Annotated in this window: 25 protein-coding genes, 16 tRNA genes, 2 rRNA genes and 1 riboswitch (1 of these 44 running past the window's edge); of the genes, 34 read left to right on the forward strand and 9 right to left on the reverse strand. The window is 41.9% G+C overall.

Going from position 1 to position 27,000, the window contains the following annotated elements; all coding sequences use genetic code 11:
* The 24 genes from ACSVDJ_RS04575 to prkA all read left to right on the forward strand — a co-directional run.
* Window positions 1–2,586, forward strand: a 23S ribosomal RNA gene (locus ACSVDJ_RS04575) (it extends 347 nt beyond the left edge of the window).
* Window positions 2,587–2,688: 102 nt separating this feature from the next.
* Window positions 2,689–2,804 (forward strand): 5S ribosomal RNA (rrf, locus tag ACSVDJ_RS04580).
* Between the two features lie 6 nt (window positions 2,805–2,810).
* Window positions 2,811–2,885 (forward strand) — tRNA-Asn (locus tag ACSVDJ_RS04585).
* A 4-nt stretch (window positions 2,886–2,889) separates the two neighbouring features.
* A tRNA-Ser gene (locus tag ACSVDJ_RS04590) sits at window positions 2,890–2,981 on the forward strand.
* Window positions 2,982–3,000: 19 nt separating this feature from the next.
* Window positions 3,001–3,075 (forward strand) — tRNA-Glu (locus ACSVDJ_RS04595).
* Window positions 3,076–3,078: 3 nt separating this feature from the next.
* A tRNA-Val gene (locus tag ACSVDJ_RS04600) sits at window positions 3,079–3,154 on the forward strand.
* A gap of 18 nt (window positions 3,155–3,172) precedes the next feature.
* Window positions 3,173–3,246: transfer RNA gene (locus ACSVDJ_RS04605), tRNA-Met, on the forward strand.
* A gap of 5 nt (window positions 3,247–3,251) precedes the next feature.
* Window positions 3,252–3,328, forward strand: a tRNA-Asp gene (locus tag ACSVDJ_RS04610).
* 16 nt (window positions 3,329–3,344) lie between these two features.
* Window positions 3,345–3,417 (forward strand) — tRNA-Phe (locus ACSVDJ_RS04615).
* Window positions 3,418–3,425: 8 nt separating this feature from the next.
* Window positions 3,426–3,501: transfer RNA gene (locus ACSVDJ_RS04620), tRNA-Thr, on the forward strand.
* A 13-nt stretch (window positions 3,502–3,514) separates the two neighbouring features.
* Window positions 3,515–3,599: transfer RNA gene (locus ACSVDJ_RS04625), tRNA-Tyr, on the forward strand.
* 7 nt (window positions 3,600–3,606) lie between these two features.
* Window positions 3,607–3,680 (forward strand) — tRNA-Trp (locus tag ACSVDJ_RS04630).
* Window positions 3,681–3,702: 22 nt separating this feature from the next.
* A tRNA-His gene (locus tag ACSVDJ_RS04635) sits at window positions 3,703–3,778 on the forward strand.
* 11 nt (window positions 3,779–3,789) lie between these two features.
* Window positions 3,790–3,861 (forward strand) — tRNA-Gln (locus tag ACSVDJ_RS04640).
* A 3-nt stretch (window positions 3,862–3,864) separates the two neighbouring features.
* A tRNA-Gly gene (locus ACSVDJ_RS04645) sits at window positions 3,865–3,939 on the forward strand.
* Window positions 3,940–3,951: 12 nt separating this feature from the next.
* Window positions 3,952–4,025 (forward strand) — tRNA-Cys (locus ACSVDJ_RS04650).
* A gap of 6 nt (window positions 4,026–4,031) precedes the next feature.
* Window positions 4,032–4,113 (forward strand) — tRNA-Leu (locus tag ACSVDJ_RS04655).
* 233 nt (window positions 4,114–4,346) lie between these two features.
* Window positions 4,347–4,757 (forward strand): GNAT family N-acetyltransferase, encoded by a 411-nt coding sequence (locus ACSVDJ_RS04660; RefSeq protein WP_439169742.1) that lies wholly within the window; start codon window positions 4,347–4,349, stop codon window positions 4,755–4,757.
* Window positions 4,758–4,844: 87 nt separating this feature from the next.
* A complete protein-coding gene (locus ACSVDJ_RS04665; protein ID WP_439169741.1) occupies window positions 4,845–5,060 on the forward strand; it encodes a hypothetical protein in 216 nt (71 codons plus the stop codon).
* Window positions 5,061–5,187: 127 nt separating this feature from the next.
* Window positions 5,188–5,261, forward strand: a tRNA-Gly gene (locus ACSVDJ_RS04670).
* 113 nt (window positions 5,262–5,374) lie between these two features.
* Complete coding sequence (gene queG, locus ACSVDJ_RS04675) at window positions 5,375–6,508, forward strand: tRNA epoxyqueuosine(34) reductase QueG (protein WP_439169740.1); 1,134 nt, start codon at window positions 5,375–5,377, stop codon at window positions 6,506–6,508.
* A gap of 72 nt (window positions 6,509–6,580) precedes the next feature.
* Window positions 6,581–7,441, forward strand: coding sequence for an amidase domain-containing protein (locus ACSVDJ_RS04680; protein ID WP_439169739.1), 861 nt, complete (start codon window positions 6,581–6,583; stop codon window positions 7,439–7,441).
* Between the two features lie 63 nt (window positions 7,442–7,504).
* Window positions 7,505–7,978 (forward strand): tRNA (uridine(34)/cytosine(34)/5-carboxymethylaminomethyluridine(34)-2'-O)-methyltransferase TrmL, encoded by a 474-nt coding sequence (gene trmL, locus ACSVDJ_RS04685; protein WP_439169738.1) that lies wholly within the window; start codon window positions 7,505–7,507, stop codon window positions 7,976–7,978.
* Window positions 7,979–8,323: 345 nt separating this feature from the next.
* On the forward strand, window positions 8,324–10,219 hold the full coding sequence (prkA, locus tag ACSVDJ_RS04690; protein WP_439169737.1) for an ATP-dependent protease PrkA: 1,896 nt from the start codon (window positions 8,324–8,326) through the stop codon (window positions 10,217–10,219).
* Window positions 10,220–10,272: 53 nt separating this feature from the next.
* Here prkA and ACSVDJ_RS04695 read toward each other — a convergent pair whose 3' ends face one another.
* Complete coding sequence (locus ACSVDJ_RS04695) at window positions 10,273–10,452, reverse strand: hypothetical protein (protein ID WP_439169736.1); 180 nt, start codon at window positions 10,450–10,452, stop codon at window positions 10,273–10,275.
* Window positions 10,453–10,538: 86 nt separating this feature from the next.
* Here ACSVDJ_RS04695 and yhbH point away from each other — a divergent pair, with 86 nt between their 5' ends.
* The 3 genes from yhbH to ACSVDJ_RS04710 all read left to right on the forward strand — a co-directional run bounded on the left by yhbH (window position 10,539) and on the right by ACSVDJ_RS04710 (window position 12,703).
* Entirely contained in the window at window positions 10,539–11,678 is a 1,140-nt protein-coding gene (yhbH, locus tag ACSVDJ_RS04700; protein ID WP_439169735.1) for a sporulation protein YhbH, read from the forward strand.
* A gap of 133 nt (window positions 11,679–11,811) precedes the next feature.
* Window positions 11,812–12,516 (forward strand): pirin family protein, encoded by a 705-nt coding sequence (locus ACSVDJ_RS04705; protein ID WP_439169768.1) that lies wholly within the window; start codon window positions 11,812–11,814, stop codon window positions 12,514–12,516.
* Between the two features lie 67 nt (window positions 12,517–12,583).
* Window positions 12,584–12,703: a 3-methyladenine DNA glycosylase gene (locus tag ACSVDJ_RS04710; RefSeq protein WP_095479932.1), complete on the forward strand. Its 120-nt coding sequence runs from the start codon at window positions 12,584–12,586 to the stop codon at window positions 12,701–12,703.
* Between the two features lie 33 nt (window positions 12,704–12,736).
* Here ACSVDJ_RS04710 and ACSVDJ_RS04715 read toward each other — a convergent pair whose 3' ends face one another.
* Together ACSVDJ_RS04715 and ACSVDJ_RS04720 are read right to left on the reverse strand one after the other, a co-directional pair.
* Window positions 12,737–14,038 carry an NCS2 family permease gene (locus ACSVDJ_RS04715; RefSeq protein WP_439169733.1) on the reverse strand — a complete coding sequence of 434 codons (1,302 nt, stop codon included), beginning with the start codon at window positions 14,036–14,038 and terminating at the stop codon, window positions 12,737–12,739.
* A gap of 129 nt (window positions 14,039–14,167) precedes the next feature.
* Entirely contained in the window at window positions 14,168–14,779 is a 612-nt protein-coding gene (locus ACSVDJ_RS04720; RefSeq protein WP_439169732.1) for a nitroreductase family protein, read from the reverse strand.
* A gap of 204 nt (window positions 14,780–14,983) precedes the next feature.
* Here ACSVDJ_RS04720 and ACSVDJ_RS04725 point away from each other — a divergent pair, with 204 nt between their 5' ends.
* The gene (locus tag ACSVDJ_RS04725) at window positions 14,984–15,820 is read left to right on the forward strand and encodes an aldo/keto reductase (RefSeq protein ID WP_439169730.1); all 837 of its coding nucleotides are present in this window, start codon (window positions 14,984–14,986) and stop codon (window positions 15,818–15,820) included.
* 50 nt (window positions 15,821–15,870) lie between these two features.
* Here ACSVDJ_RS04725 and ACSVDJ_RS04730 read toward each other — a convergent pair whose 3' ends face one another.
* Window positions 15,871–16,782, reverse strand: a complete 912-nt coding sequence (locus tag ACSVDJ_RS04730; protein WP_439169728.1) for an RluA family pseudouridine synthase — start codon at window positions 16,780–16,782, stop codon at window positions 15,871–15,873.
* A gap of 118 nt (window positions 16,783–16,900) precedes the next feature.
* Between ACSVDJ_RS04730 and ACSVDJ_RS04735 the strand changes: the two genes are divergently transcribed.
* Entirely contained in the window at window positions 16,901–17,302 is a 402-nt protein-coding gene (locus tag ACSVDJ_RS04735) for a DUF5365 family protein (protein ID WP_439169726.1), read from the forward strand.
* Window positions 17,303–17,369: 67 nt separating this feature from the next.
* Here the strand turns inward: ACSVDJ_RS04735 and ACSVDJ_RS04740 are convergent, their stop codons facing one another.
* Together ACSVDJ_RS04740 and ACSVDJ_RS04745 are read right to left on the reverse strand one after the other, a co-directional pair.
* Window positions 17,370–17,837 carry a thioredoxin family protein gene (locus ACSVDJ_RS04740; protein ID WP_439169724.1) on the reverse strand — a complete coding sequence of 156 codons (468 nt, stop codon included), beginning with the start codon at window positions 17,835–17,837 and terminating at the stop codon, window positions 17,370–17,372.
* Between the two features lies 1 nt (window position 17,838).
* Window positions 17,839–18,255, reverse strand: a complete 417-nt coding sequence (locus ACSVDJ_RS04745; RefSeq protein ID WP_439169722.1) for a disulfide formation protein C — start codon at window positions 18,253–18,255, stop codon at window positions 17,839–17,841.
* Between the two features lie 157 nt (window positions 18,256–18,412).
* Between ACSVDJ_RS04745 and ACSVDJ_RS04750 the strand changes: the two genes are divergently transcribed.
* Window positions 18,413–20,143, forward strand: coding sequence for a phospho-sugar mutase (locus tag ACSVDJ_RS04750; RefSeq protein ID WP_439169721.1), 1,731 nt, complete (start codon window positions 18,413–18,415; stop codon window positions 20,141–20,143).
* A 46-nt stretch (window positions 20,144–20,189) separates the two neighbouring features.
* On the opposite strand, the gene ACSVDJ_RS04755 is transcribed toward ACSVDJ_RS04750, so the two are convergent.
* Window positions 20,190–20,408, reverse strand: coding sequence for a YhdB family protein (locus tag ACSVDJ_RS04755; protein WP_439169720.1), 219 nt, complete (start codon window positions 20,406–20,408; stop codon window positions 20,190–20,192).
* 206 nt (window positions 20,409–20,614) lie between these two features.
* A riboswitch (SAM riboswitch) is annotated at window positions 20,615–20,719 on the forward strand.
* 62 nt (window positions 20,720–20,781) lie between these two features.
* Here ACSVDJ_RS04755 and ACSVDJ_RS04760 point away from each other — a divergent pair.
* Both ACSVDJ_RS04760 and ACSVDJ_RS04765 read left to right on the forward strand, forming a co-directional pair.
* Window positions 20,782–22,086, forward strand: coding sequence for a Na+/H+ antiporter NhaC family protein (locus tag ACSVDJ_RS04760; protein ID WP_439169719.1), 1,305 nt, complete (start codon window positions 20,782–20,784; stop codon window positions 22,084–22,086).
* A 99-nt stretch (window positions 22,087–22,185) separates the two neighbouring features.
* Window positions 22,186–23,592, forward strand: coding sequence for a SpoVR family protein (locus ACSVDJ_RS04765; protein ID WP_439169718.1), 1,407 nt, complete (start codon window positions 22,186–22,188; stop codon window positions 23,590–23,592).
* Between the two features lie 100 nt (window positions 23,593–23,692).
* On the opposite strand, the gene ACSVDJ_RS04770 is transcribed toward ACSVDJ_RS04765, so the two are convergent.
* Window positions 23,693–24,112, reverse strand: coding sequence for an arsenate-mycothiol transferase ArsC (locus ACSVDJ_RS04770; protein WP_439169716.1), 420 nt, complete (start codon window positions 24,110–24,112; stop codon window positions 23,693–23,695).
* A gap of 105 nt (window positions 24,113–24,217) precedes the next feature.
* A complete protein-coding gene (locus ACSVDJ_RS04775; protein WP_095479922.1) occupies window positions 24,218–24,523 on the reverse strand; it encodes an ArsR/SmtB family transcription factor in 306 nt (101 codons plus the stop codon).
* Window positions 24,524–24,705: 182 nt separating this feature from the next.
* Between ACSVDJ_RS04775 and ACSVDJ_RS04780 the strand changes: the two genes are divergently transcribed.
* Both ACSVDJ_RS04780 and ACSVDJ_RS04785 read left to right on the forward strand, forming a co-directional pair.
* Entirely contained in the window at window positions 24,706–24,879 is a 174-nt protein-coding gene (locus tag ACSVDJ_RS04780) for a twin-arginine translocase TatA/TatE family subunit (RefSeq protein WP_094836565.1), read from the forward strand.
* A gap of 152 nt (window positions 24,880–25,031) precedes the next feature.
* A complete protein-coding gene (locus ACSVDJ_RS04785) occupies window positions 25,032–26,999 on the forward strand; it encodes a transglycosylase domain-containing protein (RefSeq protein WP_439169714.1) in 1,968 nt (655 codons plus the stop codon).
* The last annotated feature ends 1 nt before the right edge of the window (window position 27,000 follow it).

The following is a 27,000-nucleotide window of genomic DNA, read 5'->3' on the forward strand; positions in this document are numbered from 1 at the left end:
TCTGGAAAGGCCCATCAGAGAAGGTAACAATCCTGTAACCGAAATTTCGTTCTCTCCAGAGTGGATCCTGAGTACGGCGGAACACGTGAAATTCCGTCGGAATCCGGGAGGACCATCTCCCAAGGCTAAATACTCCCTAGTGACCGATAGTGAACCAGTACCGTGAGGGAAAGGTGAAAAGCACCCCGGAAGGGGAGTGAAAAAGATCCTGAAACCGTGTGCCTACAAGTAGTTAGAGCCCGTTAATGGGTGATAGCGTGCCTTTTGTAGAATGAACCGGCGAGTTACGATTTCATGCAAGGTTAAGTCAGAAAGACGGAGCCGCAGCGAAAGCGAGTCTGAATAGGGCGAATGAGTATGAGGTCGTAGACCCGAAACCAGGTGATCTACCCATGTCCAGGGTGAAGGTAAGGTAACACTTACTGGAGGCCCGAACCCACGTACGTTGAAAAGTGCGGGGATGAGGTGTGGGTAGCGGTGAAATTCCAATCGAACCTGGAGATAGCTGGTTCTCTCCGAAATAGCTTTAGGGCTAGCCTCAAGGGAAGAGTTTTGGAGGTAGAGCACTGTTTGGACTAGGGGCCCCCATCGGGTTACCGAATTCAGACAAACTCCGAATGCCAAAAACTTATCCTTGGGAGTCAGACTGCGAGTGATAAGATCCGTAGTCAAGAGGGAAACAGCCCAGACCACCAGCTAAGGTCCCAAAGTATACGTTAAGTGGAAAAGGATGTGGAGTTGCTTAGACAACCAGGATGTTGGCTTAGAAGCAGCCACCATTTAAAGAGTGCGTAATAGCTCACTGGTCGAGTGACTCTGCGCCGAAAATGTACCGGGGCTAAACGTATCACCGAAGCTGTGGATTGACATCTTTGATGTCAGTGGTAGGAGAGCGTTCTAAGGGCTGTGAAGCTAGACCGTAAGGACTGGTGGAGCGCTTAGAAGTGAGAATGCCGGTATGAGTAGCGAAAGAAGGGTGAGAATCCCTTCCACCGAATGCCTAAGGTTTCCTGAGGAAGGCTCGTCCTCTCAGGGTTAGTCGGGACCTAAGCCGAGGCCGAAAGGCGTAGGCGATGGATAACAGGTTGATATTCCTGTACCACCTATTTACCATTTGAGCAATGGGGGGACGCAGGAGGATAGGGTAAGCGCGCGAATGGAAATGCGCGTCCAAGCAGTTAGGCCGATGACGAGGCAAATCCCGTCATCATCAAGGCGGAGCTGTGACGGCGAGGGAAATATAGTACCGAAGTTCCTGATTCCACACTGCCAAGAAAAGCCTCTAGCGAGGTAAAAGGTGCCCGTACCGCAAACCGACACAGGTAGGCGAGGAGAGAATCCTAAGGTGAGCGAGTGAACTCTCGTTAAGGAACTCGGCAAAATGACCCCGTAACTTCGGGAGAAGGGGTGCTCTTTGGGGTGAATAGCCCCGAGGAGCCGCAGTGAATAGGCCCAGGCGACTGTTTAGCAAAAACACAGGTCTCTGCGAAGCCGCAAGGCGAAGTATAGGGGCTGACGCCTGCCCGGTGCTGGAAGGTTAAGGGGAGCGCTTAGCGTAAGCGAAGGTGTGAACCGAAGCCCCAGTAAACGGCGGCCGTAACTATAACGGTCCTAAGGTAGCGAAATTCCTTGTCGGGTAAGTTCCGACCCGCACGAAAGGCGTAACGATCTGGGCACTGTCTCAACGAGAGACTCGGTGAAATTATAGTACCTGTGAAGATGCAGGTTACCCGCGACAGGACGGAAAGACCCCGTGGAGCTTTACTGTAGCCTGATATTGAATTTTGGCACAGCTTGTACAGGATAGGTAGGAGCCTTTGAAGCGTGAGCGCCAGCTTACGTGGAGGCGTTGGTGGGATACTACCCTGGCTGTGTTGAACTTCTAACCCGCACCCCTGATCGGGGTGGGAGACAGTGTCAGGTGGGCAGTTTGACTGGGGCGGTCGCCTCCTAAAAAGTAACGGAGGCGCCCAAAGGTTCCCTCAGAATGGTTGGAAATCATTCGCAGAGTGTAAAGGCACAAGGGAGCTTGACTGCGAGACCTACAAGTCGAGCAGGGACGAAAGTCGGGCTTAGTGATCCGGTGGTTCCGCATGGAAGGGCCATCGCTCAACGGATAAAAGCTACCCCGGGGATAACAGGCTTATCTCCCCCAAGAGTCCACATCGACGGGGAGGTTTGGCACCTCGATGTCGGCTCATCGCATCCTGGGGCTGTAGTCGGTCCCAAGGGTTGGGCTGTTCGCCCATTAAAGCGGTACGCGAGCTGGGTTCAGAACGTCGTGAGACAGTTCGGTCCCTATCCGTCGCGGGCGCAGGAAATTTGAGAGGAGCTGTCCTTAGTACGAGAGGACCGGGATGGACGCACCGCTGGTGTACCAGTTGTCTTGCCAAAGGCATCGCTGGGTAGCTATGTGCGGACGGGATAAGTGCTGAAAGCATCTAAGCATGAAGCCCCCCTCAAGATGAGATTTCCCATAGCGCAAGCTAGTAAGATCCCTGAAAGATGATCAGGTAGATAGGTTCGAGGTGGAAGCGTGGCGACACGTGGAGCTGACGAATACTAATCGATCGAGGACTTTTCCTAGGCGATTTGCAAGGTTACAATACTTATTATCCAGTTTTGAAAGAACAAAAAAGTTCTTGCAAAAGATCATTATTATGTTATAATAATAAATGTCTTGAAAAGTCTGGTGGCGATAGCGAAGAGGTCACACCCGTTCCCATACCGAACACGGAAGTTAAGCTCTTCAGCGCCGATGGTAGTTGGGGGTTTCCCCCTGTGAGAGTAGGACGTTGCCAGGCGGATATTCCGCAGTAGCTCAGTGGTAGAGCAATCGGCTGTTAACCGATCGGTCGTAAGTTCGAATCTTACCTGCGGAGCCATTTAGGAGAGCTGTCCGAGTGGCCGAAGGAGCACGATTGGAAATCGTGTAGGCGGTTAACGCTGCCTCAAGGGTTCAAATCCCTTGCTCTCCGCCATTTATACATAATAAAAATAGGCCCGTTGGTCAAGCGGTTAAGACACCGCCCTTTCACGGCGGTAACACGGGTTCGAATCCCGTACGGGTCACCATATGGAGGATTAGCTCAGCTGGGAGAGCACCTGCCTTACAAGCAGGGGGTCGGCGGTTCGATCCCGTCATCCTCCACCATTAATAAATTAGTATCGTCGCGGGGTGGAGCAGTCTGGTAGCTCGTCGGGCTCATAACCCGAAGGTCGCAGGTTCAAATCCTGTCCCCGCAATAAATGGTCCGGTAGTTCAGTTGGTTAGAATGCCTGCCTGTCACGCAGGAGGTCGCGGGTTCGAGTCCCGTCCGGACCGCCATTTATATAATAATCTTGGCTCAGTAGCTCAGTTGGTAGAGCAATGGACTGAAAATCCATGTGTCGGCGGTTCGATTCCGTCCTGAGCCACCTTTATTGCCGGTGTAGCTCAATTGGTAGAGCAACTGACTTGTAATCAGTAGGTTGGGGGTTCAAGTCCTCTCGCCGGCACCACTTTTTAATATATGGAGGGGTAGCGAAGTGGCTAAACGCGGCGGACTGTAAATCCGCTCCCTCAGGGTTCGGCGGTTCGAATCCGTCCCCCTCCACCAGTTTTATAGGGGCATAGTTTAACGGTAGAACAGAGGTCTCCAAAACCTCCAGTGTGGGTTCGATTCCTACTGCCCCTGCCAAGTAAAATTCATAAAAATTATGGCGATCGTGGCGAAGTGGTTAACGCATCGGATTGTGGTTCCGACATTCGGGGGTTCGATTCCCCTCGGTCGCCCCATATTTAATTAATGGGCTATAGCCAAGCGGTAAGGCAGCGGATTTTGATTCCGTCACGCGAAGGTTCGAATCCTTCTAGCCCAGTTTGCGGAAGTAGTTCAGTGGTAGAACACCACCTTGCCAAGGTGGGGGTCGCGGGTTCGAATCCCGTCTTCCGCTCCAGTACATCTTTATGGCGGCATAGCCAAGTGGTAAGGCAGAGGTCTGCAAAACCTTCACCACCGGTTCAAATCCGGTTGCCGCCTCCATAATTTGCCGGTGTGGCGGAATTGGCAGACGCGCACGACTCAAAATCGTGTTCCGTGAGGAGTGTCGGTTCGACCCCGACCACCGGTATTATAAAACGTTGATATAACGGCATTTAAAGACATCTACTATCGTTAGTAGGTGTCTTTTTTGCTCATAATGATGAAGTTCTACATTGAGAGTCTTTATAGACATGTATAAAGGTATTACTTTGACGAATCTTCTGTTTTGAGGATGCTCTCAAACTTATTAAAGGTGGTATAGTATTTTTTAGGTGTGTGAAGATCTAGGGTATTAAAAACATAAATGAAAGGTGTGTAGTGATGAAAGAGATTATATTTAAGAACATTGATCCAATAATAAATGTGCTTTTATCTTATGCAACTTCGAGAGAAAAAATTAGTCGAGAGTATGAAACATACATACAGTCGTTAAATCGAAAGTTATATACGTTTGAGTTGGAAGGATTAATGGTTGGTTGTATCGGGATTGAGTTTGTTTGTTCGAATAAGTGCGAAATAAAACATATTGCGGTATTTCCAAATAAAAGAGGGAAGATGATTGGAAGTAAAATGATTAAGTATATTTGTGATACATACTCGTTAAGTTTTATTTTTGCTGAAACAGATAAAGATGCAGTGGAGTTTTATCGGAAATATGGATTTGAGATAACGAGCTTAGGTGAGAAATATCCAGGCACTGAGCGGTTTTTGTGTGAATATAAAGTTATATGAATCATAATAAGTAGATTGTAAGAGGAATGATAAATGGAGTATATTTCAGGAATTTAATCGTATACATGATAAAAGGAGGTGTAAAAAATGAATCTAAAAAAAGCAAAGATTTATATTTGTGGCTTCATTGCTTTAGGGGTCGTTTCTTTACTACTAACTGGTGCAAGTATACCTGGCATTTTTGGTTCTCAAATAGGGGTGAATCCTTTTCGTGTATTAAAAATAATTGCTTTGTTTTCATTCGTGTCCGCTATTATAACCTACTTCAAATTTCTTAAAGCTAAAAAAGTAGACACGATATAGGCTTTGCTTACCTGCAAAGGCAGGTTTTTTTTATTTTTAAATCTCATTTAAATTAAAAAAACTATTGACCTTAAATGGTTTTTAATGTAGAATATTAAATGTTCAGTCAAGAGAAATAAGCTTTGATGCGGGTGTAGTTTAATGGTAAAACCTCAGCCTTCCAAGCTGATGTCGTGAGTTCGATTCTCATCACCCGCTCCATACATATTGCTATTAACGCAATGTTTTGTTCTTTAGAATAAAACATTGCGTTTTTTACTGTTGTGTGGAATAATGCCTTAGCAAATGAATCGTTCTCTGAAAGGAGAAGAACAATGAATTACGATGTGTTAAAGCAAGAGATTATTGCTTATAGCCGAGAGATCGGGATAGATAAAATTGGGTTTGCTTCTGCTGCGCCATTTGTCGAGTTAAAGGATCGACTTATCCGTCAGCAGGAGTTAAATTATGCCTCTGGGTTTGAGGAGAAGGATATTGAAAAGCGGGTGGACCCTGCGAAAATTTTTGATCAGCCTCGTTCGATTATTGCGATTGCGTTAGCGTATCCTTCTAAAATGAAGGAAGTGGTAAAAGGGAAGCGAGGAGAAAGACGGGGCATATTTTGCCGGGCTTCTTGGGGAGAGGATTATCATAACGTTCTTCGGGATCGTCTCAGTCAATTAGAAACTTTCATCCGCTCTAAAGTGCCGGAAGCTCGTTTTCGTTCAATGGTCGATACGGGAGAACTAGCGGATCGGGCGGTGGCTGAACGGGCAGGGATCGGTTGGAGCGGGAAAAATTGTTCCATTATTACGCCTGAGTTTGGTTCGTATGTATATTTAGGAGAGATGATTACGAACTTACCATTTGAGCCGGATCAGCCAATAGAAGATCGCTGTGGCACTTGCACGAAATGTATAGATGCTTGTCCGACGGGGGCATTAGTGCAGGGAGGACAGTTGAATTCCAATCGTTGCATCGCTTTTTTAACGCAAACGAAGGATTTTTTGCCAGAGGAGTTTCGCGATCATTTAGGGAATCGTTTATATGGTTGTGATACGTGTCAGACCGTTTGTCCAGCAAATAAAGGAATGGATTTTCACTTTCATGAGGAAATGGAGCCTGCGGGGGAAGAGGTGAAGCCGCTTTTAGAGCCTTTACTTCAAATAAGTAATAAAGAATTTAAAGAGCGCTTCGGTTATATGTCTGGTTCGTGGCGAGGGAAAAAGCCGATCCAGCGAAATGCGATGATTGCTTTAGCCCATTTTAAAGAAGCATCTGCCTTGCCGACTTTAATTGATGTATTGACAAAGGATGTACGTCCGGTGATGCGTGGAACAGCGGCTTGGGCTATGGCAAGAATAGGAGGCCCGGAGGCGAAAGAAGCGCTTGTACAAGCAAAAGAAAAAGAAATAGAGCCAGAAGTAATAAAGGAAATTGATCAAGGCTTAGCTTCATTAAATCAATAATAGTCGTCCCTCTTTCATGCATATGATAATAATAAAAGCGGATAACGTGCTTGAAAAAGGGAGGCGCCATTTATGTATCAACAGCTTCAACAAAAGTTAGAGCAGCGTCTGCATCAGCTTTTAGACGATGATATTGCTTGTGTGGATGAAAAGGTTTTGAGAAAGAAGCAGTTGTTACAGGCGAGGCAGTGTCAGCTATTAAAAGCGAAAGCGGCTGTAAAGGTGCTGTTTGAAGATCAAGATGAAATTCATTATAAAGTTCATTTGAAATATTTAATGAGGCAAAAAGATTATGTATATCTTGAAGAAGAGTTGGAGCATCGAGTAGCGGCGAAATATAAGCAGGAGATTGTAGACGACCGAGAGCAGGCCTTTCTTTCTGAAGTGGTCCCTATGGATACGTTAGTGCCGGGTGATCGGTATGAGGAGGAGAGGAAGGGCTTTCGCTATGATCGAATGCAGGCGGTGCAATATGCAGAGCGTTGGTGGAATAGTTATAATCCAGCTTATCCTAAATTCTCTGTAGACTGCACCAATTATATTTCCCAATGTTTACGAGCAGGAGGTTCTCCGATGCGAGGGCATCCTCATAAAAATAAGGGATGGTGGGTTAGCGGAAAAAGCTGGAGCTATAGCTGGTCTGTCGCTCATGCGCTCCGCTGGTTTTTACCTTCATCTCAAATCGGTTTAAGGGCAACGGAAGTCAGTAGCGCAGATCAGCTTCAGCCTGGTGATGTCATTTGTATTGATTTTCAAGGGGATGGGCGGTTTGACCATACCGTATTTGTGACAGCTCAAGACCGTCAAGGGATGCCGCTTGTCAATGCACATACAGCGAACAGTCGCATGCGTTATTGGAGTTATGAAGATTCAACCGCTTATACCGAAAATATTCAATATAAATTTATGAGGATTCAAGATGATCACAGTTAATAATTGATCAATCAGTGGTATAATAAGATATTGGTTACAGTTTTATATAGGAGTTGAAGAATTTTGTCTATTAATGTTGTGCTATACCAGCCTGAAATTCCAGCGAACACAGGTAACATCGCAAGAACTTGTGCAGCTACTGATACAACGCTTCATCTAATCCGACCGCTTGGATTTTCTACAGATGATAAAATGCTTAGAAGAGCCGGACTTGATTATTGGCAGTTTGTAAACGTTGTTTATTATGATTCGTTAGAAGAATTTTTTGAAAAACATCCAGAGGGTGAGTTTTATTATTTAACGAAGTTTGGTGAAAAAGACCATGCTGCGTTTGACTATAGCAATCAGGAAAAAGATCACTTTTTCATTTTTGGAAAAGAGACAACAGGTTTGCCGAAAGATGTAATTGAGGCTAATAAAGAACGTACGTTGCGTATTCCAATGAATGACAATGTTCGCTCACTTAATTTATCGAATACAGCCGCGATCCTTGTCTACGAAGCTCTGCGTCAGCAACAATTCTTACATTTGAAATAAAGGTCATCCATTGTTTAATACAGCAATAAAAAAAGCATTGCAGACTGAACTGCAATGCTTTTTTTATTTTACGCCTGGTTTGTCATTGTATCCAGCAGCAAAGATTGCACTAAGGAAAGCTCCGATCACACCTAAGATTAGTAATAGTCTCATCGTTATGTCCCCCTTTCAATCAGTGATTTCACATATAGTATCTTTATTATATCTCAAACTGTAGCTGATGAAAACTGAACTTTTCCACAATTCATTGATATCCATCTATAAGCCTTTTCCTTAGCATGTTCAAGCCTGTACGAGCATAAGCTTTATTAATCGTTCTCTAATCATACTAAACGGGGGGTCAATATGGATATTTTAAAGAAGATTGAACAATATCGGGAAGAAGAAGAGCAGCTAAAGTGGGAAGGCACTTTTGAAGAATATTTAAATATTATCAGAGAACAGCCATGGGTTGCCCAATCCGCTCATTCACGAGTCTTTCATATGATTAAAGATCAAGGGGTAGAAGAAGAAAACGACGAAAAACGATACAGTTTTTTTAGTAATGAATTGTATGGATTAGAGGAAGCGTTAGAGCGACTTGTAGAGGAATATTTCCATCCAGCGGCCAAAAGGCTCGATGTGCGCAAACGGATTTTATTATTAATGGGACCTGTTAGTGGAGGGAAATCTACATTAGTTGCCATGCTGAAAAAAGGATTAGAAGCTTATTCGCGAACAGATAGAGGTGCCGTGTATGCTATTAAGGGCTGTCCGATGCATGAAGATCCTTTGCACCTCATTCCTAAGCATTTAAGAGAGGATTTCTTTCAAGAGTTCGGTATTCGTGTCGAAGGAAGCTTATCGCCATTGAATACGATGAGATTGCAAGAAGAGTATGGTGGACGGATTGAGGATGTCCTCGTTGAGAGAATCTTTTTCTCGGAGGATAAGCGGGTTGGGGTTGGGACATTTAGTCCATCAGACCCTAAATCTCAAGATATCGCTGATTTAACGGGCAGCATTGACTTTTCGACGATTGCCCAATATGGATCGGAATCAGATCCAAGAGCGTATCGTTTTGATGGCGAACTGAACAAAGCGAATCGGGGGTTAATGGAATTCCAAGAGATGTTGAAATGCGATGAGAAGTTTCTTTGGCATTTGCTCTCTTTGACACAGGAGGGGAATTTTAAAGCAGGCCGATTTGCATTAATTAGCGCGGATGAAATGATCGTCGCTCACACGAATGAAACCGAGTATCGTTCCTTCATTTCTAATAAAAAGAATGAAGCGCTCCATTCACGGATTATTGTAATGCCGATCCCTTACAACTTAAAGCTATCTCAAGAGGAGCGAATTTACGAGAAAATGATTCGTGAGAGCGATGTAGCGGATGTGCATATTGCTCCTCATACGTTAAAGGTAGCGGCGATGTTTACAATTTTAACTAGATTGAAAGAGCCGAAGCGTGGCGATATTGATCTGATTAAAAAAATGAGACTGTATGATGGAGAGAGCGTTGAAGGCTTTAATACGGCCGATGTCGAGCAGTTGAAAAAAGAGTACCAAGATGAAGGGATGAGCGGTATTGATCCACGATATGTGATCAACCGGATTTCTTCGACGATCATTCGCAAGGAAGTGCCATCGATTAATGCCCTTGACGTATTACGATCGTTGAAAGAAGGGCTGGATCAGCATCCATCGATTACAAATGAGCTGCGGGAAAAGTATTTAAACTTCATCTCAGTCGCTCGCAAAGAATACGACAGCATTGCGAAAAAAGAAGTACAGAAGGCATTTGTTTACTCGTATGAAGAGTCTGCCAAAACGTTAATGGATAATTATTTAGACAATGTAGAGGCCTATTGTAATAAATCGAAGCTTCATGATCAATTAACAGGGGAAGAGATTAGCCCAGATGAAAAGCTCATGCGTTCCATTGAAGAGCAAATTGGTATATCGGAAAATGCGAAAAAAGCGTTCCGTGAAGAAATTTTGATTCGGATTTCTGCCTTTGCTAGAAAAGGAAAGAGATTTGATTATCATTCCCATGATCGGCTACGTGAAGCAATCCAGAAGAAGCTATTTGCTGATTTAAAGGACATCGTGAAAATTACGACTTCGACGAAAACACCGGATGAACAACAGCTGAAGAAAATCAATGAAGTCGTTGCACGCTTAATTGATGATCATGGTTACAATTCGGTATCAGCGAATGAGCTTTTACGATATGTTGGCAGTCTGTTAAACAGGTAGAAAAGGAAAGAGGCAGCCATCGTTGGCCGCCCTCTTTTTTCCTTTTTATTTAGTTACTTGATCTCATCTTGATCCTGTGGTTTAAACTGAACGGGATCAGGCTGTCTTTTCTTTTGTTTCAGTTCTTGATTCGTACGCTGGCGTTCCATTTGTTTACCGAGTAGCTTCATTTCATCCAAGTCAGAGGCCATAGAGCCATTAAAAGCTTGCATGTCTTTATCATTCGTATTCATTAGGATCACCTCTTTTCTATTAGTCATACCCTATGGTGAAAAGAATTAAACAAAAGGCAGTTGATTTGTGAGAAGGGAGACTTAAGATGAGCGACAATTATCATATTTCCCGGGAAAATTGGTCTCTCCATCGTAAAGGTTATGATGATCAGCAGAGACATAAGGATAAAGTACAGGAAGCGATTCGCAAAAACCTTCCTGACTTAGTGACAGAAGAAAGTATTATTATGTCCAATGGCGAAGAAATGATTAAGATTCCGATTCGATCGCTAGATGAATACAAAATCCGCTACAATTATGACAAAAACAAACATGTCGGTCAGGGAGATGGCGATAGTCAAATTGGTGATGTCGTCGCTCGTGATGGAAGCGCTTCAGAGGGTCCGGGAAAAGGAAGTGGAGCAGGGGATCAAGCAGGGCAAGACTACTATGAAGCAGAAGTGTCATTTATGGAGCTTGAGAAGGCCTTTTTCAACGAGTTAGCTCTTCCTAATTTGATGAAAAAAGAGCAAGCGCCGTTTACAGTAGAAGATATAGAATTTAATGACATTCGCAAAACAGGTTTGATGGGGAATGTGGACAAAAAGAAAACATTAATGAGCGCCTTTAAACGAAATGCTCTTACTGGTGAACCGAAATTTCATCCGATTCTTCCGGAGGACTTGAAATTTCGCACATGGAACGAAATTGAAAAGCCAGATTCGCGAGCTGTCGTATTAGCGATGATGGATACAAGTGGTTCGATGGGCGTATGGGAAAAATATATGGCGAGAAGCTTCTTTTTTTGGATGGTTCGCTTTTTACGAACGAAGTATGAAACGGTAGAAATTGAATTTATTGCTCATCATACGGAAGCGAGAGTTGTCGATGAGGAGCATTTTTTCTCTAAGGGAGAAAGTGGAGGAACGATTTGCTCTTCCGTTTATCGAAAAGCGTTAGAGTTAATCGAGGATAAATATGATCCGAGTCGTTATAATATTTATCCATTCCACTTCTCGGATGGCGACAACCTGTCTTCTGACAATGCTCGCTGTGTCAAGCTTGTCGAAGAGCTAATGGAAAAAGCGAATATATTCGGTTATGGAGAGGTGAATCAATATAACCGCAGTAGCACGTTAATGACTTCCTATAAAAACATTAAAAATGAAAAATTCCGCTATTATATTTTGCGGCAAAAAGCGGATGTCTTTTATGCAATGAAACAGTTTTTTGCGAAGGAGGAATAGTGCCTTAAAGGGCTGAATGTTTGAGGTTCAGCTCTTTTTTTCGTTAACGAAAATCAAAAAGTTTGACCATCACCACTCCATGTTATAAAATTATCTCGAATTCAAGATATTTTTCGGAAGGGGATGGAGAATGATGATCGAGATTTATCCTGCTAGTTCAAGATATACAGCTAATCATGGCTGGTTAAAATCAAATTTTAGTTTTTCCTTTGCGGAGTATTATGATCCAGCGAATATGCAATTTGGCCCAATGCGAGTTCTTAATGATGACTGGGTGGCTCCAAAAAGAGGCTTCGGGATGCACCCTCATTCAGAGATGGAGATTGTGTCAATTGTGCTAAAAGGATATTTAGAGCATAAAGACAGCGGGGGACATTCAGCCGTGACGACATATGGCGAAATCCAGCGAATGTCGGCTGGAACGGGGATTTATCACTCAGAAATGAATCCGTCGGTGGAGGAAGGAGTCAATTTATTGCAAATGTGGTTTATGCCAGACGAAGCAGGATTGGCGCCTTCGTATGAACAGACACAGTTCGATCTTCAGAAGCTTAAAAATCAACTTTTTCCAGTTGTGACTAAAAATCCGTCGTCCAATGAAGTCGCTCATATTCATCAAGATTTAACGATTTATTTGTCAGAAATAGATAAAGGTGAAACGATTCACTTTGAACAACGAGCTGGTCGCCGAGTGTTTTTGATGGTCCTTGAAGGAAATGTTCAATTGAATGATCAATATCAGCTTAGCAAAAGAGACTCTGCTCGAATCATGAATGTGCCGAAATTAACGATTGAAGCAGAGGAGAATGTTCAACTGATGTTGATTGATCTTCCATAACGGTAGACGATTACTTCTTTTTGTTACTGGCTATACTAGCGATAGACGTAATAGAAGGAGTGGAATCATGAAAAAAGATGAACAAAGACAAGAGGAAGAAAATTTGTCATTAGAGCAAAAAGAGAAGCTAGAGCAAGGAATCGATATCGAACCACAGCGTGAAGTGGAAAAACCGAATCAAATGTGAAAAAGCGAGGATGCATCGGCATCCTCGCTTTTATTAATGAGGTAAAAATACGATTTGATAAAAGAACAGCACAGCAAATATATATACAAGCGGATGCACTTGACGGAACTTTCCTTGCACAACTTTCAGCAGTGGGTAGGAAATAAATCCAAGGGCAATCCCTGTCGCAATACTAGATGTGAGAGGCATGCTCAAGACAATTAAGAAAGCTGGAAATGCTTCGTCTAGACTGTGCCAATCAATTTTCGCAACGCTTTCCATCATTAAGCAACCAACAATAATTAAAGCAGGAGCGGTAATCGCTGATAGACCAGAAACGGCACTAACAACCGGACCGAAAAAGGCGGATATTCCAAATAAGACAGCGACGACAACAGCTGTTAGACCTGTGCGTCCTCCAGCAGCTACTCCAGTCGATGATTCAATGTAAGCACTTGTTGGGCTTGTTCCAAAGACAGCTCCGGCAGAAGCGGCAACGGAATCAGCAAGCAATGCTTGACGGGCACGCGGCATCTTATTTCCTTTCATTAAACCAGCTTGTTGAGCTACCGCAATCATCGTTCCTGTCGTATCGAAAAGCGTGACTAATAAAAAGGAAAAGACCACCGCATACAAGCTATGTTGGAAGACATCGCTAAACGCTGTAATCGGATTGCTAATAATCAATCCTTCCGGAAGCGACGGCATAGATAATAGTTCATTAGTAAACTGAAGCTGACCTGTAAAATAAGCAATCGTCCCTGTAATTACCATTCCGATGAATAAGGCACCGTTTACTTTTAATACCATCAAGACAATCGTCACAGCAAGTCCGATTAAAGCAAGAATCGCGTTTGGACTATGCAAGTCTCCGAGTTGCACTAAATTATCCGGGTGATCAGCAATCAACCCTGTCATGCGCAAGCCGATAAAAGCGATAAATAAACCAATTCCCGCTGTAATTCCGTGTTTTAAGTTACTCGGAATGGCTTCAATAAGTTTTTCGCGGAAGGAAGTAAGTGACAAAGCGATAAAAAGTAATCCAGCGATAAAAACAGCGGAGAAAGCCGTTTCGTATGTAATGTTGTCATGAGCACCGACGACTGAAATCGTAAAGTACACATTTAATCCCATACCGGGTGCGATGGCGATAGGGTAATTCGCAAATAATCCCATCCATAATGTTCCGATAATTGTCGCAATAATCGTAGCGGTAAACACTTGTTCAAATGGCACACCAGCAGATTGCAAGATCATTGGGTTGACGACAATAATGTAGACCATTGTGAAGAAGGTTGTAATTCCAGCAATGACTTCTTTTTTTACACTCGTTCCGTTTTCCTGTAAATTAAACATGAGGAACCTCCAAAATACGAACATTTAAAATCACACTTAATATAATATTCGTTTTAACCTTGAGTTGCAACAATAATTTAAAAAACAAGCCACTGAAAAGCTGAAAAACCTTTTCAGTGGCTTGTTTTATTATTTTATAAAAGTAATTAATTGCTCAATTGGTAAGCGATCTGTAGCGCGCGCTTCTTTTAACGGTTTACCGATTGTAATGAGCATCGTTGGTAAATAACGATCAGACACTTGGAATTCTGATGCTAAGGCATTAGCGTTAAAACCGCCAATTGGACAAGTATCCCATCCCGCCGCTTTAGCCGCAAGCATAAATTGCATAGCTGCTAAAGAGGAGTTTAAAATAGCGGCATCGCGTGGATAGTCGGAGCGGTTATACGCTCCATTAATTTGACCAGCTAGAATTTCCTTTAGCTCTGGTGTCATTTCACCAGCAGCGACTGAAGGATCAAATACGGGATCAATATTTTTATTTCCTTCTAAGTCGCCAAGAATACAAATAACGGCAGAAGCATCCACGATTTGCTGTTGATTATAGGCAATCGGCAGTAGGCGTTGTTGAATTTCCTTCTCATTGAACACTAAGAACTTCCACTGTTGTAAGTTCCACGCCGAAGGAGCCTGCCCAGCTACTTTTAATAATTGAGTTAATTCGTCCTCTGAAATGCGAATTTCGGGGTCATATATTTTTGTCGAATGACGACTGGCAGCTAGTTCGAAAAAGTCTGACATATTTCTTCCTCCTAGTTTATCCTCGTTGAGTGAATAAAAAATTAAAAGCTATAATTACGTTTCTTAAACACTTTTCGTAAGTACTAATCATTATAAACCTTAATAAAAAACGGATAAAAGGTCAAGGAGTATGTGTTAAATAAAACGTTTCATTCGCTACCTCGTCCTTTTATCGATAAAATAAGTTAGAAGGAGGGGTCAGAAATGAATCCAGTAAAAAACTTACAAGATACTTTTACCTTGCATAATGGTGTAGCTATGCCTTATGTAGGTTTAGGTGTGTATAAGATGACGGATGAAGCAGAAGCTTATACAGCGATGATGGCGGCGATTGACACAGGATATCGCTTAATTGATACAGCAGCGTTTTACGACAATGAGCATATGGTAGGAAAAGCGGTTCGAGACCATTCCATCGATCGTCAAGAGCTATTCATTACATCTAAAGTTTGGAATAGTGATCAAGGATATGATGAAACGTTGCGAGCTTTTGAACAGTCGCTCAAGCAATTAGATATGGATTATCTTGACTTATATTTAGTGCATTGGCCAGTGAAGGAAAAATATAAAGAAACGTGGCGTGCGCTTGAGCGCCTTTATCAAGAAGGGGTTGTACGAGCGATCGGAGTTAGTAATTTTCACATTCATCATCTTGAAGATTTGTTAATGGATAGTGTGGAAAAGCCGGTGATTAACCAAGTAGAGCTACATCCTTATTTAAGCCAAGTACCATTGCGAAACTATTGTCAGAAGAATAACATCGCTATAGAAGCGTGGTCACCACTAGCACGTAACCGTTTGGCGGATGAACCAGTGTTGAATCAATTAGCGAAAAAACATGGAAAAAGTGTGTCACAAGTTATTTTACGCTGGCATTTACAACATCAGACGATCATTATTCCTAAATCCGTTCATCCAGAACGGATTCAAGAGAATGTGAATCTGTTCGATTTTGAGCTTACACTAGAAGACATGAAACAAATAGATGCTTTAAATAAAAACGAACGATTTGGCGCAGACCCGGATCATTTTGATTTTTAAATCAAAGAAAATCATCGGGGCTGTGAAAACTCGCTCCGATGATTTCAGTGTTAGTCATTTCCTCGAAACAGGTGGGCGATATCAGTAGGCACATCTGCTTGACAATAAATCTTTTCGTTTGTGAACGGATGAGGGATGTCAATGGCGTAAGCGTGAAGTGCTTGACGTTGGACGATCGGCTTTCCACCATATAAACGATCACCAGCAAGCGGGTGACCAATAGCAGAGAAATGAACACGAATTTGATGGGTTCTTCCCGTATCAAGCTGACATTGAACGAGCGATAGTTGTTTTTTCGGATCTTTTTTCAGTACTTGATAATGAGTGAGCGCTGCTTGACCGGATGGAGAGACTCTTTTTCTTGTCGGATGATGCCTATCTTTCCCGATCGGCTTGTTAATGGTGCCAGTGGAGTGTGACAGCACTCCATGTGCTACCGCTTGATATGTACGTTTAATGTGCCGTTCTTCTAGTAAACGAGAAAGAACAGCATAGGCAGCAGTATGTTTAGCAAAAAGAATAACCCCTGAAGTGCCCACATCAAGGCGATGGACGTGTCGAATGTCGCATGGCTCACCTGCCGCTTGTACATGAAAGGCAACGGCATTTAATAGCGTGTCTGTTTCTGCTTCGTTATTTGGGTGAGTTTTCATCGTAGCAGGTTTATTCGCTACTAACAGATGATCATCTTCAAATAAAATTTCGACTTCTCGTGCTTTAGCTACTACATCCTTCTCCGCTTTTGCGAAAAAAGGTACTTGTAGCTTCATCCCTGGAGCAAGGGGAGTATGCCAATTTGCTTTTGCATCATCAACAAGCACCTCTTGGCTCATTCTCCATTCATGGATCATTTTTTTCGGAAGCTTCCAGATGTTTCTTAAGATTGAATCCGCTGTTTCTCCACTCCATTTCGGTGGAATCGTCACTTCAAACAGCGACCTTTTGCGGTTTGTTTCGTACATGAAAACCCTCTCCTTATTTTAAATAGTTAATTACGCAAAATTACCACCACGAACCGTGTCGTAATATGTTATTCTATCAATGAGATGAAAAATGATGTAGTAAAGTAGGTGTTATTTGATGATGATTTATATGGCCTCTACGATAGAACAAGAGGAGAAGATTATTGAACTTGTTCAGCAAATTAAAGAGCAAATTTTGCCACGTTTTTTCTCTGATGAGGAGCTTGAGCGCATGAATGAGCAAGGAATCCTTCATATAACAGATAAACATATTGAGTCCTTTCACCTTCTTCGCGATGCATTTAAGGTGATCGCTAGCTTGCAGACGATCATTGTCATTCTTGAAGCAAAGGAGCCAAGTCAACTGTCTTCCTATTATGAAGATATCTTCCAACGAAATGTTGAGATTTTGAAGGAGTTCGACCTTCATTTTCCGTACCTACTTAGTCAATTTCATGAAAAGAAAAATGCTATGTTTAATATGATGTATGTTACTCCCGGTAATAAATTTCTCGTGTGAACATAGCTATGAGATTTTACATAGAAAGGCTGTCTATCACTAGATTCAAGTGAAGACAGCCTTTTTTTTACTTAATATTTTCCTTGAAGAATTGTGTGTAGATTTCTTCAGAGGCGCCGCCTGTTACACGAGCTTTTTCTTTGCCGTTTTCAAAATGGATCAAGGTAGGGGTTGCTTCAAAAGCAAATTCATCCCAGCCTTGTTTAAATTCAAGGACATTATATTGTTGAATATCAACACCTTGTTCGTCAGCAAGTGGCATTAACATAGGAGTGGTCTGTACACAGTAATGACACGTTGGACTAAAGAAATAAACGGTCACATCTTCATTATTGGCTAATTTCTTTTCTAACTCGTCTGGCATAATTAAATTTTGATAGTTCGGGTCGTCTAATTGCTTAACCGTTTCTGGATGAAGATCATCCTTTCCATATGGGTTGTCCTTCGATGCTTCTTTTTGTTGAGATTTCGTTAGGAAAACAATTCCTCCGAAAAGAATTAAAATAATAGAAGAAAAAATAATGACTTTTTTCATGTTAGGCGTTGTCCTTTCCTTTAATAATCATAAGACTAGTTACGAAAATAATAATAAATGCTGTCAATGCTAAAAAAGGGATTGTAATGAATCCGAGCCCGTTAATGTACATTCCGGTACAAGGAACTCTGCCACAGGCTGGTGCAGTTTCCGACAAAAAGCTGACTTTTTGAATCGCATAATGATAGATCGAAATACTACCTCCGATGACAGAAAGCAATAAAGAGTATTTCGCCGCAGTCACATCTTTTTTGATGACCGCTAGTCCAAGAATGAAAACGATCGGGTACATAAATATTCGCTGATACCAGCACAGCTCGCAAGGCTCATATTTCATAACTTCTGAAAAATATAAGCTTCCAAGCATCGCCAGGAAGGAAGTGCCCCATGCGGTAAACAATAAATTTTCTTTTTTCATAATGGCTCCTTATTCAAAGTATGTTCGATTCTGAGTATATTATTTAACAGGGGAATATGTAAACAAATATGCAACACGTAAAGCTGTAAATGCTAACCAATTGTATGATAAAATAGAAGGGAAAGATACTTTTTTGATGAGTTAGGGGAGATTGCGGATGAGTTGGAAAGCTGAATTTACGCGTTGGAAAGAGTTTCAAGGCTTAGACGAAGAAATGCATACTCTGCTTGCTGAAATTGAGATGGATGAGCCGAGTATTGAAGAGGCTTTTTACAAAAATTTAGAGTTTGGTACGGGTGGCATGCGCGGCATCATTGGTGCAGGAACGAATCGGATGAATATTTATACTGTTCGGAAAGCATCTGCTGGTTTAGCGGAGTACATTCTTGAGCATGGGGAAGAAGCGAAGCAACGCGGTGTCGTGATTGCGTTTGATTCAAGACATAAATCGTTTGAATTTGCCCTTGAAAGTGCCAAAACGCTTGCAACATATGGTATACAAACGTATGTGTTTGAACAATTACGACCAACCCCGGAACTTTCATTTGCTGTTCGACATTTGCAGGCATTTGCTGGGATTGTGATTACAGCTAGTCATAATCCACCTGAATATAATGGCTATAAAGTGTACGGACCAGACGGCGCGCAGCTTGCACCGCAAGAGGCCGACCAGGTCATTGAAAAAGTAAACAGCATCCCTAATGAATTACATATACAAGTAGAAGCAATTGAAGTGTTACAAGCAACAGGTTTATTGAAAATGATCGGTGAAGAAGTAGACCGTTCTTATATTGAGCATTTAATGACGATTTCGGAACAGCCACAGCTAGCAAAGGAATCGGATGTGAAAGTGGTGTTCACACCGCTTCATGGAACTGGAAATATGCCTGTGCGTAAAGGATTAGAAGCACTAGGCTACAAGCAGGTGACGGTCGTCGCTGAACAAGAACAGCCAGATCCGAATTTTTCCACTGTGAAATCTCCAAACCCAGAAGAAAGAGCGGCGTTTGAGCTAGCAATTCGCGATGGAAAAGCTGAGCAAGCAGATCTATTAATTGCCACTGATCCCGATGCTGACCGACTTGGCATCGCTGTAAAGGATTTAGACGGTGAATATATGTTGTTAACAGGCAATCAAACCGGCGCGCTGTTAATGGATTACATTCTGTCACAAAAGAAGGAAAAGGGGCAACTTCCGGAAAACGGTCGTGTGTTCAAAACGATTGTGACATCGGAGCTAGGTCGAATCGTCGCTGAATCGTATGGTGTTTCTTGTGAAGATGTACTAACCGGCTTTAAATTTATCGGAGAAAAAATTGAAGCGTATCAACAAACGGGGGAATATCAATTTTTATTTGGCTATGAAGAAAGCTACGGTTATTTAGTGGCAGATTTCGCTCGCGATAAAGATGCGATTCAAGCGGCGATTTTGGCAGTAGAAGCTTGTGCTTACTATAAACAACAAGGAAAAACATTATATGAAGTCTTGCTTGACCTTTATCGTCGTCACGGCTATTATCGTGAAGGGTTAACATCCCTTACGCTAAAAGGGATTGAAGGAGCGAACAAAATCGAGGCGATCTTATCGTCATTCCGCGAACAGCCACCGAAAGAACTCGCTGGCAGGGCTGTTAGAATTGTAGAGGATTATCTAACGAGTGAGCGGACTGATGGACAAACAGGGGAGACATCTGCGATTGAATTGCCGGCTTCCAATGTGTTGAAATATTTCTTAGATGATCAAACGTGGGTATGTATGCGACCTTCTGGAACAGAACCGAAAGTGAAGTTTTATTTCGGCGTCGTTAGCGAATCGTTAGAGAGCAGCGACCTCAAGCTTCAAGAAGTCGAGCGAAAGGTTATGGAACACATTCATCAAATGATATAATAATAAGGCGGCTTTCTTCGGAAAACCGCCTTTCTGGTGGAATTCTTTACGTGTTCAGCGAATTGGCGTGCTCGATATAGTGGAACAATGTATAAAACGTTTGCTCCACTGCAGAATAAGAATTAGGGAACCGACGAGCATGGAGGAAATGCTCAATTTTTTTTGAAAGCAAATGGTCATTCGTTCTAACCATTAAAATTAATAAATTGTTCCAATCGGACCGATGGACATAATAGAGAGCCCGGTCGTAATCCGTATATTCCATAGGCAGTCCCTCCTTTAAGAGGAATTGATTATAGTATATGTCGGTGCGGCGAAAGTTCTCTCTGCAAATAATGGGTAGGCTGTCATGATGAAAAAAAGCTTGCTGATTAGCAGGAACAATGTATAATAGTCGGAGTGGGCTACACTCAAAAAAAGTAATTTCCAAATGGAAAGTTCGTAAGTTTTTGACAATAACATATGGAACAATTCTTATCAAGAGAGACTGAGGGACTGGCCCTAAGACGTCTCGGCAGCGGACTCTAAATAGAGTGCTGTGCCAAATCCAGCAAGTAGATGCTTGAAAGATAAGAAGGGTGTTTTTTACATTGAGACCTCTTCTTGCTGACAGAAAGGTCTTTTATTTTTGCGATTTTATGGAAGGAGTGGAGGAGTTGAGTGAAAAAGCAAACGGTTGGGCGCTGTTTCCGCTGTTGATTTTTTTGTTGATCTTTATTGGAAGTGGTATCGCCACTGGTGATTTTTATAAAATGCCGATTATCGTTGCTCTATTTATTACATCGGCGATTGCGTTAATGATGAATCGAAAAAAAACATTTATGGAGAAAGTGGATATCTTTTCGAAAGGTGCAGGGCATCCAAATATTATGCTAATGGCTTTCATCTTCTTGCTGGCAGGGGCGTTTGCTTCTACAGCGAAAGGAATGGGAGCTGTCGATTCAACCGTTAATTTAGCGCTGTCTATTTTGCCGCAAAATTTATTAATGGTTGGCTTGTTCATTATTGCGTGTTTTATTTCTTTATCGATGGGAACATCTGTCGGAACGATTGTTGCTTTGGCACCTATTGGGGTAGCCATTGCTGATGAAACGGGGATTCCGCTAGCTTTAGCGATGGCAACGATCATTGGTGGATCGATGTTTGGCGACAATTTATCGATCATTTCCGATACAACGATTGCAGCAGTACGTACACAAGGAACAAGAATGGCCGATAAATTTCGAACGAATTTCTTGATCGTCCTTCCAGCGGCGGTGATCACGGCTGTCTTTTTAGGAATGATCACTGCTGGACAGCAAAGTATAGTAATAGCAGAATCATACGAAATCATTAAAATTATTCCGTACGTAGCTGTATTAGTAGCGGCTGTAGCTGGGATGAATGTGCTAGTCGTATTAAGCGGTGGTATTCTTTTGGCGGGAATGATCGGCCTATCGGATGGTAGCTATACATTCTTCTCTTTTATTGAAGCGATATCTGAAGGGATCAGCAGTATGTTGGAAATGGCGATGATTGCCATCATTATTGGTGGAATGATTGAAGTGATTCGTTACAACGGTGGTATCGAATTTATTTTACAATTTGTTATGAAAAGGATTCGCACTAAAAAAGGGGCGGAATTCGGAATTGCTTCCCTTGTTAGCTTAACGAATTTATCAACGGCGAACAACACAATCGCAATTATCGTTGCTGGTCCACTAGCGAAAAATATCGCGGATGAGTATGACATTGACCCGCGGAAATCAGCGAGTATACTCGATGTGTTCTCTTGTTTGATTCAAGGGATGATCCCGTACGGAGCCCAAATGTTAGCAGCGGCCGGACTCGCTAGTATTTCGCCCATTAGCATTATGAGCTATTCGATTTATCCTGTGTTAATCGGGATCAGTGGGATCGTAGCTATACTATTCAATCTTCCTCGTTTAAAAGCGAATAAATAAGCAAAAAGGCTGACTTTAAAATGTGTCAGCCTTTTTCTTGTGGTATGTCTTGCTCTTTTTTTTCATAAGTATTGGTAAAGGAAAAAAGGGGGAGTGAAGATGAATGCGGTAGAGATGAGGAAGCTTCAGTATGCAATTGATGAGATTACCGAAATTGCTTCTGGGTTTGGTCTCGATTTTTACCCGATGAGGTATGAAATTTGTCCGGCAGAAATTATTTATACATTTGGCGCATACGGAATGCCGACAAGATTTTCTCATTGGAGCTTCGGAAAACAGTTTTTTAAAATGAAGCTTCAGTATGATCTTGGGTTGAGCAAAATTTATGAATTAGTAATTAATTCTAATCCATGCTATGCCTTTTTGCTTGATACGAATTCGTTAATTCAAAACAAATTAATTGTTGCCCATGTACTCGCTCATTGTGATTTCTTTAAAAGTAATGTCCGATTTAGTCAAACGAATCGTCATATGGTTGAAAGTATGGCGGCGACAGCTGATCGTATTCACCAATATGAAATCGATTATGGCAAGGAGACGGTTGAACAGTTTTTAGATGCGGTGTTAGCCATTGAAGAGCATATTGATCCGTCTTTAATTCGCCCCCAATTGCCTTGGAAAAATGAAGAAGAGGAAGAAGAGAAAGTAAGGGTCAGTCCCTATGATGATTTATGGTCGTTAGATTCATCAGAAAATAAGGAGAAGCCCGAAAAAAAGTTGAAGAAAAAGCTGCCGCCGCAACCGGAAAAGGATATTATGCTGTTTATTGAGCAATACAGTCGGGAGCTTGAGGATTGGCAGCGTGATATTATGACGATGGTTCGGGAAGAAATGCTTTATTTTTGGCCGCAGTTAGAAACAAAAATTATGAATGAAGGATGGGCGTCGTATTGGCATCAGCGAATTATTCGAGAACTGGACCTTACATCTGGAGAAGCAATTGAATTTGCTAAGCTGAATGCCGGTGTGATTCAGCCATCTCGAACGACAATCAACCCTTATTATTTAGGGTTGAAAATGTTCGAGGATATCGAAGAGCGATATAATCATCCGACGGAAGAAATGATTAGAAATGGTGTCCAACCGGGAAGTGGGCGCGAAAAAATGTTTGAAGTCCGTGAAATCGAATCAGATATTTCCTTTTTACGTAATTATTTAACAAAGGATCTTGTGATGAGAGAAGATATGTATTTGTTCGAAAAAAAAGGTAAAGATTATAAAATCACGGACAAGGAGTGGACAAACGTTCGCGATCAGCTTGTAGGCATGAGAGTGAATGGGGGCTTCCCGTATATTACGGTGAATGATGGGGATTATATGAAATCAGGTGAATTATATTTAAAGCATTGGTATGAAGGGATTGAACTTGATTTAAAATATTTAGAGAAGGTATTGCCGTATGTATATACACTTTGGGGAAGAGCCGTTCATTTAGAAACGATTGTGGAAGATCGGGAAGTCGTGTTTTGTTATAGCGGCAATAAAATGCAACGGAAATATGTGTAAGAATAGGGAGGGCTCACGAAGAAGAGCCTTCCCTACTTTCAGCAAGTTACGTCATGTTATCCCGCATTAACGGGCTGTAAGACTCCCACTGATTGAAGTTTCACTTTATATATTGTTGCAACCCTTTCACATAGTCAGCCAATGTATCGCAAACAACTTGATAAGTAGCCCACTTTTCGATAGGTTCTTGAACGTATGAAGGATTAGGGATATTCCAGTGAAGAATATTTTTTTGATCGAAGAAAGAGGTGTCTAGCTGCTCGTCTCGACTAAAATCATAAATAGATATTACTAAATCGGCTTCATTTAATAGCTCAGCAGTCATCGGCTTTGCCTGCAAATAGGAAATATCGATATTTACTTCCTGCATAGCTGAAATGGCGAGGTGATCTTCACTGGCGTGAAAGCAAGAAGCACTGATGAATGTTAGCATGGGGGCATGCAGTCGAGATGCCCAGCCTTCAGCCATGATACTCAAATGATTGATGGGTGAAAGAAATAGGATACGTTTTGTATACATAAAGATAAGCCCCTTTGACATCATGCTATTTCTTTTCTACCCTTTATTTGAAAAAGTAATCATTAAAATCAATATCGCTGTTTAGCGAATTCTTTATTATAGAAGTTAATGGTGTTTAGCATGCTCAATCGCTTGGCAAAGTAGATCGATAACATGCTCATCGTCATGAGAATAATATAAGGTCGTTCCTTCTCTGCGATATTTCACGAGCCGTAAATTTTTTAAAAACCTTAGCTGGTGTGAAACGGTAGATTGTAGCAAGGATAAGTTCTCAGCAATTTCATTGACTGAGTGCTCACCAGTAAACAGTAAATTTAAAATCCGTAATCTTGTTGGGTCTGATAAAGCTTTAAACGTTTGGGAAACGATAAATAACGTTTCTTCATCTAGCTCTTGCAGCTTCTTTTCCATAAAATCCTCCAGTCTTTTTAATATAATAGTAACAAACAGTGAAGTGGGAATCCATGACAACTCATTGGAATGTTTAAGTATGGCAGAAAAACAAGCTTTACCTGTTGATGATTTTCAAAATGTTTTTTTTTATGTATAATAAATTTGTTAAACTTCATTTTCAGCAAAAGGGGATAAAAACGATGAACCTTGGTTTTGGAGAAGTTGCGATTATTGTGATTGTGGCATTATTGCTTTTTGGACCTTCCAAGCTTCCTCAGCTTGGAAAAGCAGCAGGACAAACACTTCACGAGTTTAAACGCGGTATGAAGGGCGTTATGGAAGACGAAGAAGATCAGACAAAGAAAACAAATTAATTTTTCCATAAGAAAGCCGACGGTAATAGACCGCCGGCTTCTTTATTACTATGCTCACGTATGCATTTTCATTGCAATCTCGATGATTATCTTTACAATAAGCTTATGCCAAACGAGGAATTAAGCTTTTCCAGGAGGAAAGGAATACAGTAATGAATAAGGTAATGAAGAAAGGTATTAAATTTATAGGTGATAAATGGAAGAAGTTTCATTTAACGCAAATCACGATTTTGTTAGTATCAGTTTCCATTTTATTGTTTTTAGGTTTCGTTGTATATTTTATGAAGTCAGCGGATGTTGAATCATTAAAACGTGGGCTGTCCCAGTCTACTATTTTATATGATGTCGATGGGGAGAAAGCGAGTAAGTTATCTGCCAATCGCTCGGACAGCGTCCCGATTAAAAAAATGCCGGAGCATTTACAAGAAGCGGTTATTTCGATTGAAGATCATCGCTTTTATGAGCATAATGGGTTTGATTTAAGAGGAATAGGACGAGCCTTCTTTAAAAACTTATTATCTACAGGAACGAGGCAAGGAGGCAGTACCATTACGCAGCAGCTAACGAAAAATGCCCTGCTGTCGCCTGAAAGAACGTACAAACGTAAAATTGAAGAATTATTTTTAGCGATAGAAATCGAAAAAGTATATACAAAAAAAGAAATTTTGGAGATGTACTTGAATACGATCTATTTCGGAAGCGGATCATGGGGCGTTCAAAATGCATCGAAAAAGTACTTTGGGAAAGATGTAAGTGAGCTGACATTGAGTGAATCTGCTTTACTTGCAGGCGTGATTAAAGCGCCTTCCACGTTAGACCCCTACAAGAACATGGACAAATCAATCGCAAGAAGAAATGTCGTTCTCGATCAAATGATAAAGTACGGTTTTATCACAAGTGAGGAAGCTCAGGAAGCAAAGTATGAAGAAATTTCTTTAGAAGATAAAAGCGGGGACCCTTTAAAAGGGAAATATCCACATTATGCAGATGCTGTAATTAACGAAGCCATTAAGCGCTTCGGACTTACTCAAGACGAGTTGTTAACGAAAGGTTACAGAATTTATACAGCGATGGATCAAAATGTGCAAGCCGGTCTCGAAAATGTATATAAAAAAGACTGGTTGTTCCCTAAAGATGTGAGCGGTGATCCGTCACAAAGCGCGGCTGTATTTGTTGATCCGAACAGTGGAGGAGTTGTTGCTATTGTTGGTCGACGTGGTGAGCATGTATTTAGAGGATTCAACTATGCGACGCAAATGAGAACTTCTCCAGGCTCCACGATCAAGCCGCTAGCTGTGTTTACTCCGGCTATAGAAGAAGGTTATGATCGTTATTCGACGTTAAAAGATGAACTGATGAAGTTTGGCGACTATGAGCCGACAAACTACGATGACCAATACCGTGGGGAAGTCCCGATGTATCGCGCAGTTGAGAAATCATTAAATGTACCAACCGTTTGGCTATTAGATCAAATCGGATTGTCGAAAGGATTAAACGCACTTGAGCGTTTCGGTATTCCGTTTGAGAAGGAAGATAAAAATTTAAGCATTGCGCTCGGTGGGATGACGAAAGGAATCTCTCCATTACATCTTGCGGAAGCTTACACCACGTTCCCAAACAATGGAGTTCGTAAGGAAACGTTCTTCATTCGTAAAATCATCGGACCGGATGGACAAGTCACTCCAAAATGGGGGCCGAAAGAAGTAGAAGTAACATCGAAGGAAGTCACTGATGAAATGACGGCTATGCTTTTAAATGTAGTAGAGCGAGGATCTGGTCAGAAAGCACGCATCCCCGGAATGGATATCGCAGGTAAAACAGGTTCTACTCAAGTGCCGATTGAAGGGATTAATGGCACGAAAGATCAGTGGTTCGTCGGTTATACTCCTAATATCGTAGGGACCGTTTGGGTAGGGGTAGAAGCGGTGAGCAAGGAGCATTATTTAACCGCTAATAGCTCGGATGGAGTTGTTCCGTTGTTTAAAGAAATGATGACGGAAATTTCACCGCATATCGAGCAAGCTTCATTTGATGTTAACGAAATTGAAGACATGCCAAAGAAAGAAGAAAAGAAAAGCTGGATCGACCAAATAATTGAAAAATGGAATGAACTTTTTTAAA

The sequence above is a fragment of the Bacillus sp. Hm123 genome (assembly GCF_051842975.2).
GTDB lineage: Bacteria > Bacillota > Bacilli > Bacillales > Domibacillaceae > Bacillus_CE.

Bases quoted from the DNA above. Each gene is read 5' to 3' on its own strand.
- ACSVDJ_RS04660 (WP_439169742.1), top strand. From the start codon at position 4,347: ATGAAAGAGATTATATTTAAGAACATTGATCCAATAATAAATGTGCTT.
- ACSVDJ_RS04665 (WP_439169741.1), top strand. From the start codon at position 4,845: ATGAATCTAAAAAAAGCAAAGATTTATATTTGTGGCTTCATTGCTTTA.
- queG (WP_439169740.1), top strand. From the start codon at position 5,375: ATGAATTACGATGTGTTAAAGCAAGAGATTATTGCTTATAGCCGAGAG.
- ACSVDJ_RS04680 (WP_439169739.1), top strand. From the start codon at position 6,581: ATGTATCAACAGCTTCAACAAAAGTTAGAGCAGCGTCTGCATCAGCTT.
- prkA (WP_439169737.1), top strand. From the start codon at position 8,324: ATGGATATTTTAAAGAAGATTGAACAATATCGGGAAGAAGAAGAGCAG.
- ACSVDJ_RS04695 (WP_439169736.1), bottom strand. From the start codon at position 10,452: ATGAATACGAATGATAAAGACATGCAAGCTTTTAATGGCTCTATGGCC.
- yhbH (WP_439169735.1), top strand. From the start codon at position 10,539: ATGAGCGACAATTATCATATTTCCCGGGAAAATTGGTCTCTCCATCGT.
- ACSVDJ_RS04705 (WP_439169768.1), top strand. From the start codon at position 11,812: ATGATCGAGATTTATCCTGCTAGTTCAAGATATACAGCTAATCATGGC.
- ACSVDJ_RS04710 (WP_095479932.1), top strand. From the start codon at position 12,584: ATGAAAAAAGATGAACAAAGACAAGAGGAAGAAAATTTGTCATTAGAG.
- ACSVDJ_RS04715 (WP_439169733.1), bottom strand. From the start codon at position 14,038: ATGTTTAATTTACAGGAAAACGGAACGAGTGTAAAAAAAGAAGTCATT.
- ACSVDJ_RS04720 (WP_439169732.1), bottom strand. From the start codon at position 14,779: ATGTCAGACTTTTTCGAACTAGCTGCCAGTCGTCATTCGACAAAAATA.
- ACSVDJ_RS04725 (WP_439169730.1), top strand. From the start codon at position 14,984: ATGAATCCAGTAAAAAACTTACAAGATACTTTTACCTTGCATAATGGT.
- ACSVDJ_RS04730 (WP_439169728.1), bottom strand. From the start codon at position 16,782: ATGTACGAAACAAACCGCAAAAGGTCGCTGTTTGAAGTGACGATTCCA.
- ACSVDJ_RS04735 (WP_439169726.1), top strand. From the start codon at position 16,901: ATGATGATTTATATGGCCTCTACGATAGAACAAGAGGAGAAGATTATT.
- ACSVDJ_RS04740 (WP_439169724.1), bottom strand. From the start codon at position 17,837: ATGAAAAAAGTCATTATTTTTTCTTCTATTATTTTAATTCTTTTCGGA.
- ACSVDJ_RS04745 (WP_439169722.1), bottom strand. From the start codon at position 18,255: ATGAAAAAAGAAAATTTATTGTTTACCGCATGGGGCACTTCCTTCCTG.
- ACSVDJ_RS04750 (WP_439169721.1), top strand. From the start codon at position 18,413: ATGAGTTGGAAAGCTGAATTTACGCGTTGGAAAGAGTTTCAAGGCTTA.
- ACSVDJ_RS04755 (WP_439169720.1), bottom strand. From the start codon at position 20,408: ATGGAATATACGGATTACGACCGGGCTCTCTATTATGTCCATCGGTCC.
- ACSVDJ_RS04760 (WP_439169719.1), top strand. From the start codon at position 20,782: ATGGAAGGAGTGGAGGAGTTGAGTGAAAAAGCAAACGGTTGGGCGCTG.
- ACSVDJ_RS04765 (WP_439169718.1), top strand. From the start codon at position 22,186: ATGAATGCGGTAGAGATGAGGAAGCTTCAGTATGCAATTGATGAGATT.
- ACSVDJ_RS04770 (WP_439169716.1), bottom strand. From the start codon at position 24,112: ATGTATACAAAACGTATCCTATTTCTTTCACCCATCAATCATTTGAGT.
- ACSVDJ_RS04775 (WP_095479922.1), bottom strand. From the start codon at position 24,523: ATGGAAAAGAAGCTGCAAGAGCTAGATGAAGAAACGTTATTTATCGTT.
- ACSVDJ_RS04780 (WP_094836565.1), top strand. From the start codon at position 24,706: ATGAACCTTGGTTTTGGAGAAGTTGCGATTATTGTGATTGTGGCATTA.
- ACSVDJ_RS04785 (WP_439169714.1), top strand. From the start codon at position 25,032: ATGAATAAGGTAATGAAGAAAGGTATTAAATTTATAGGTGATAAATGG.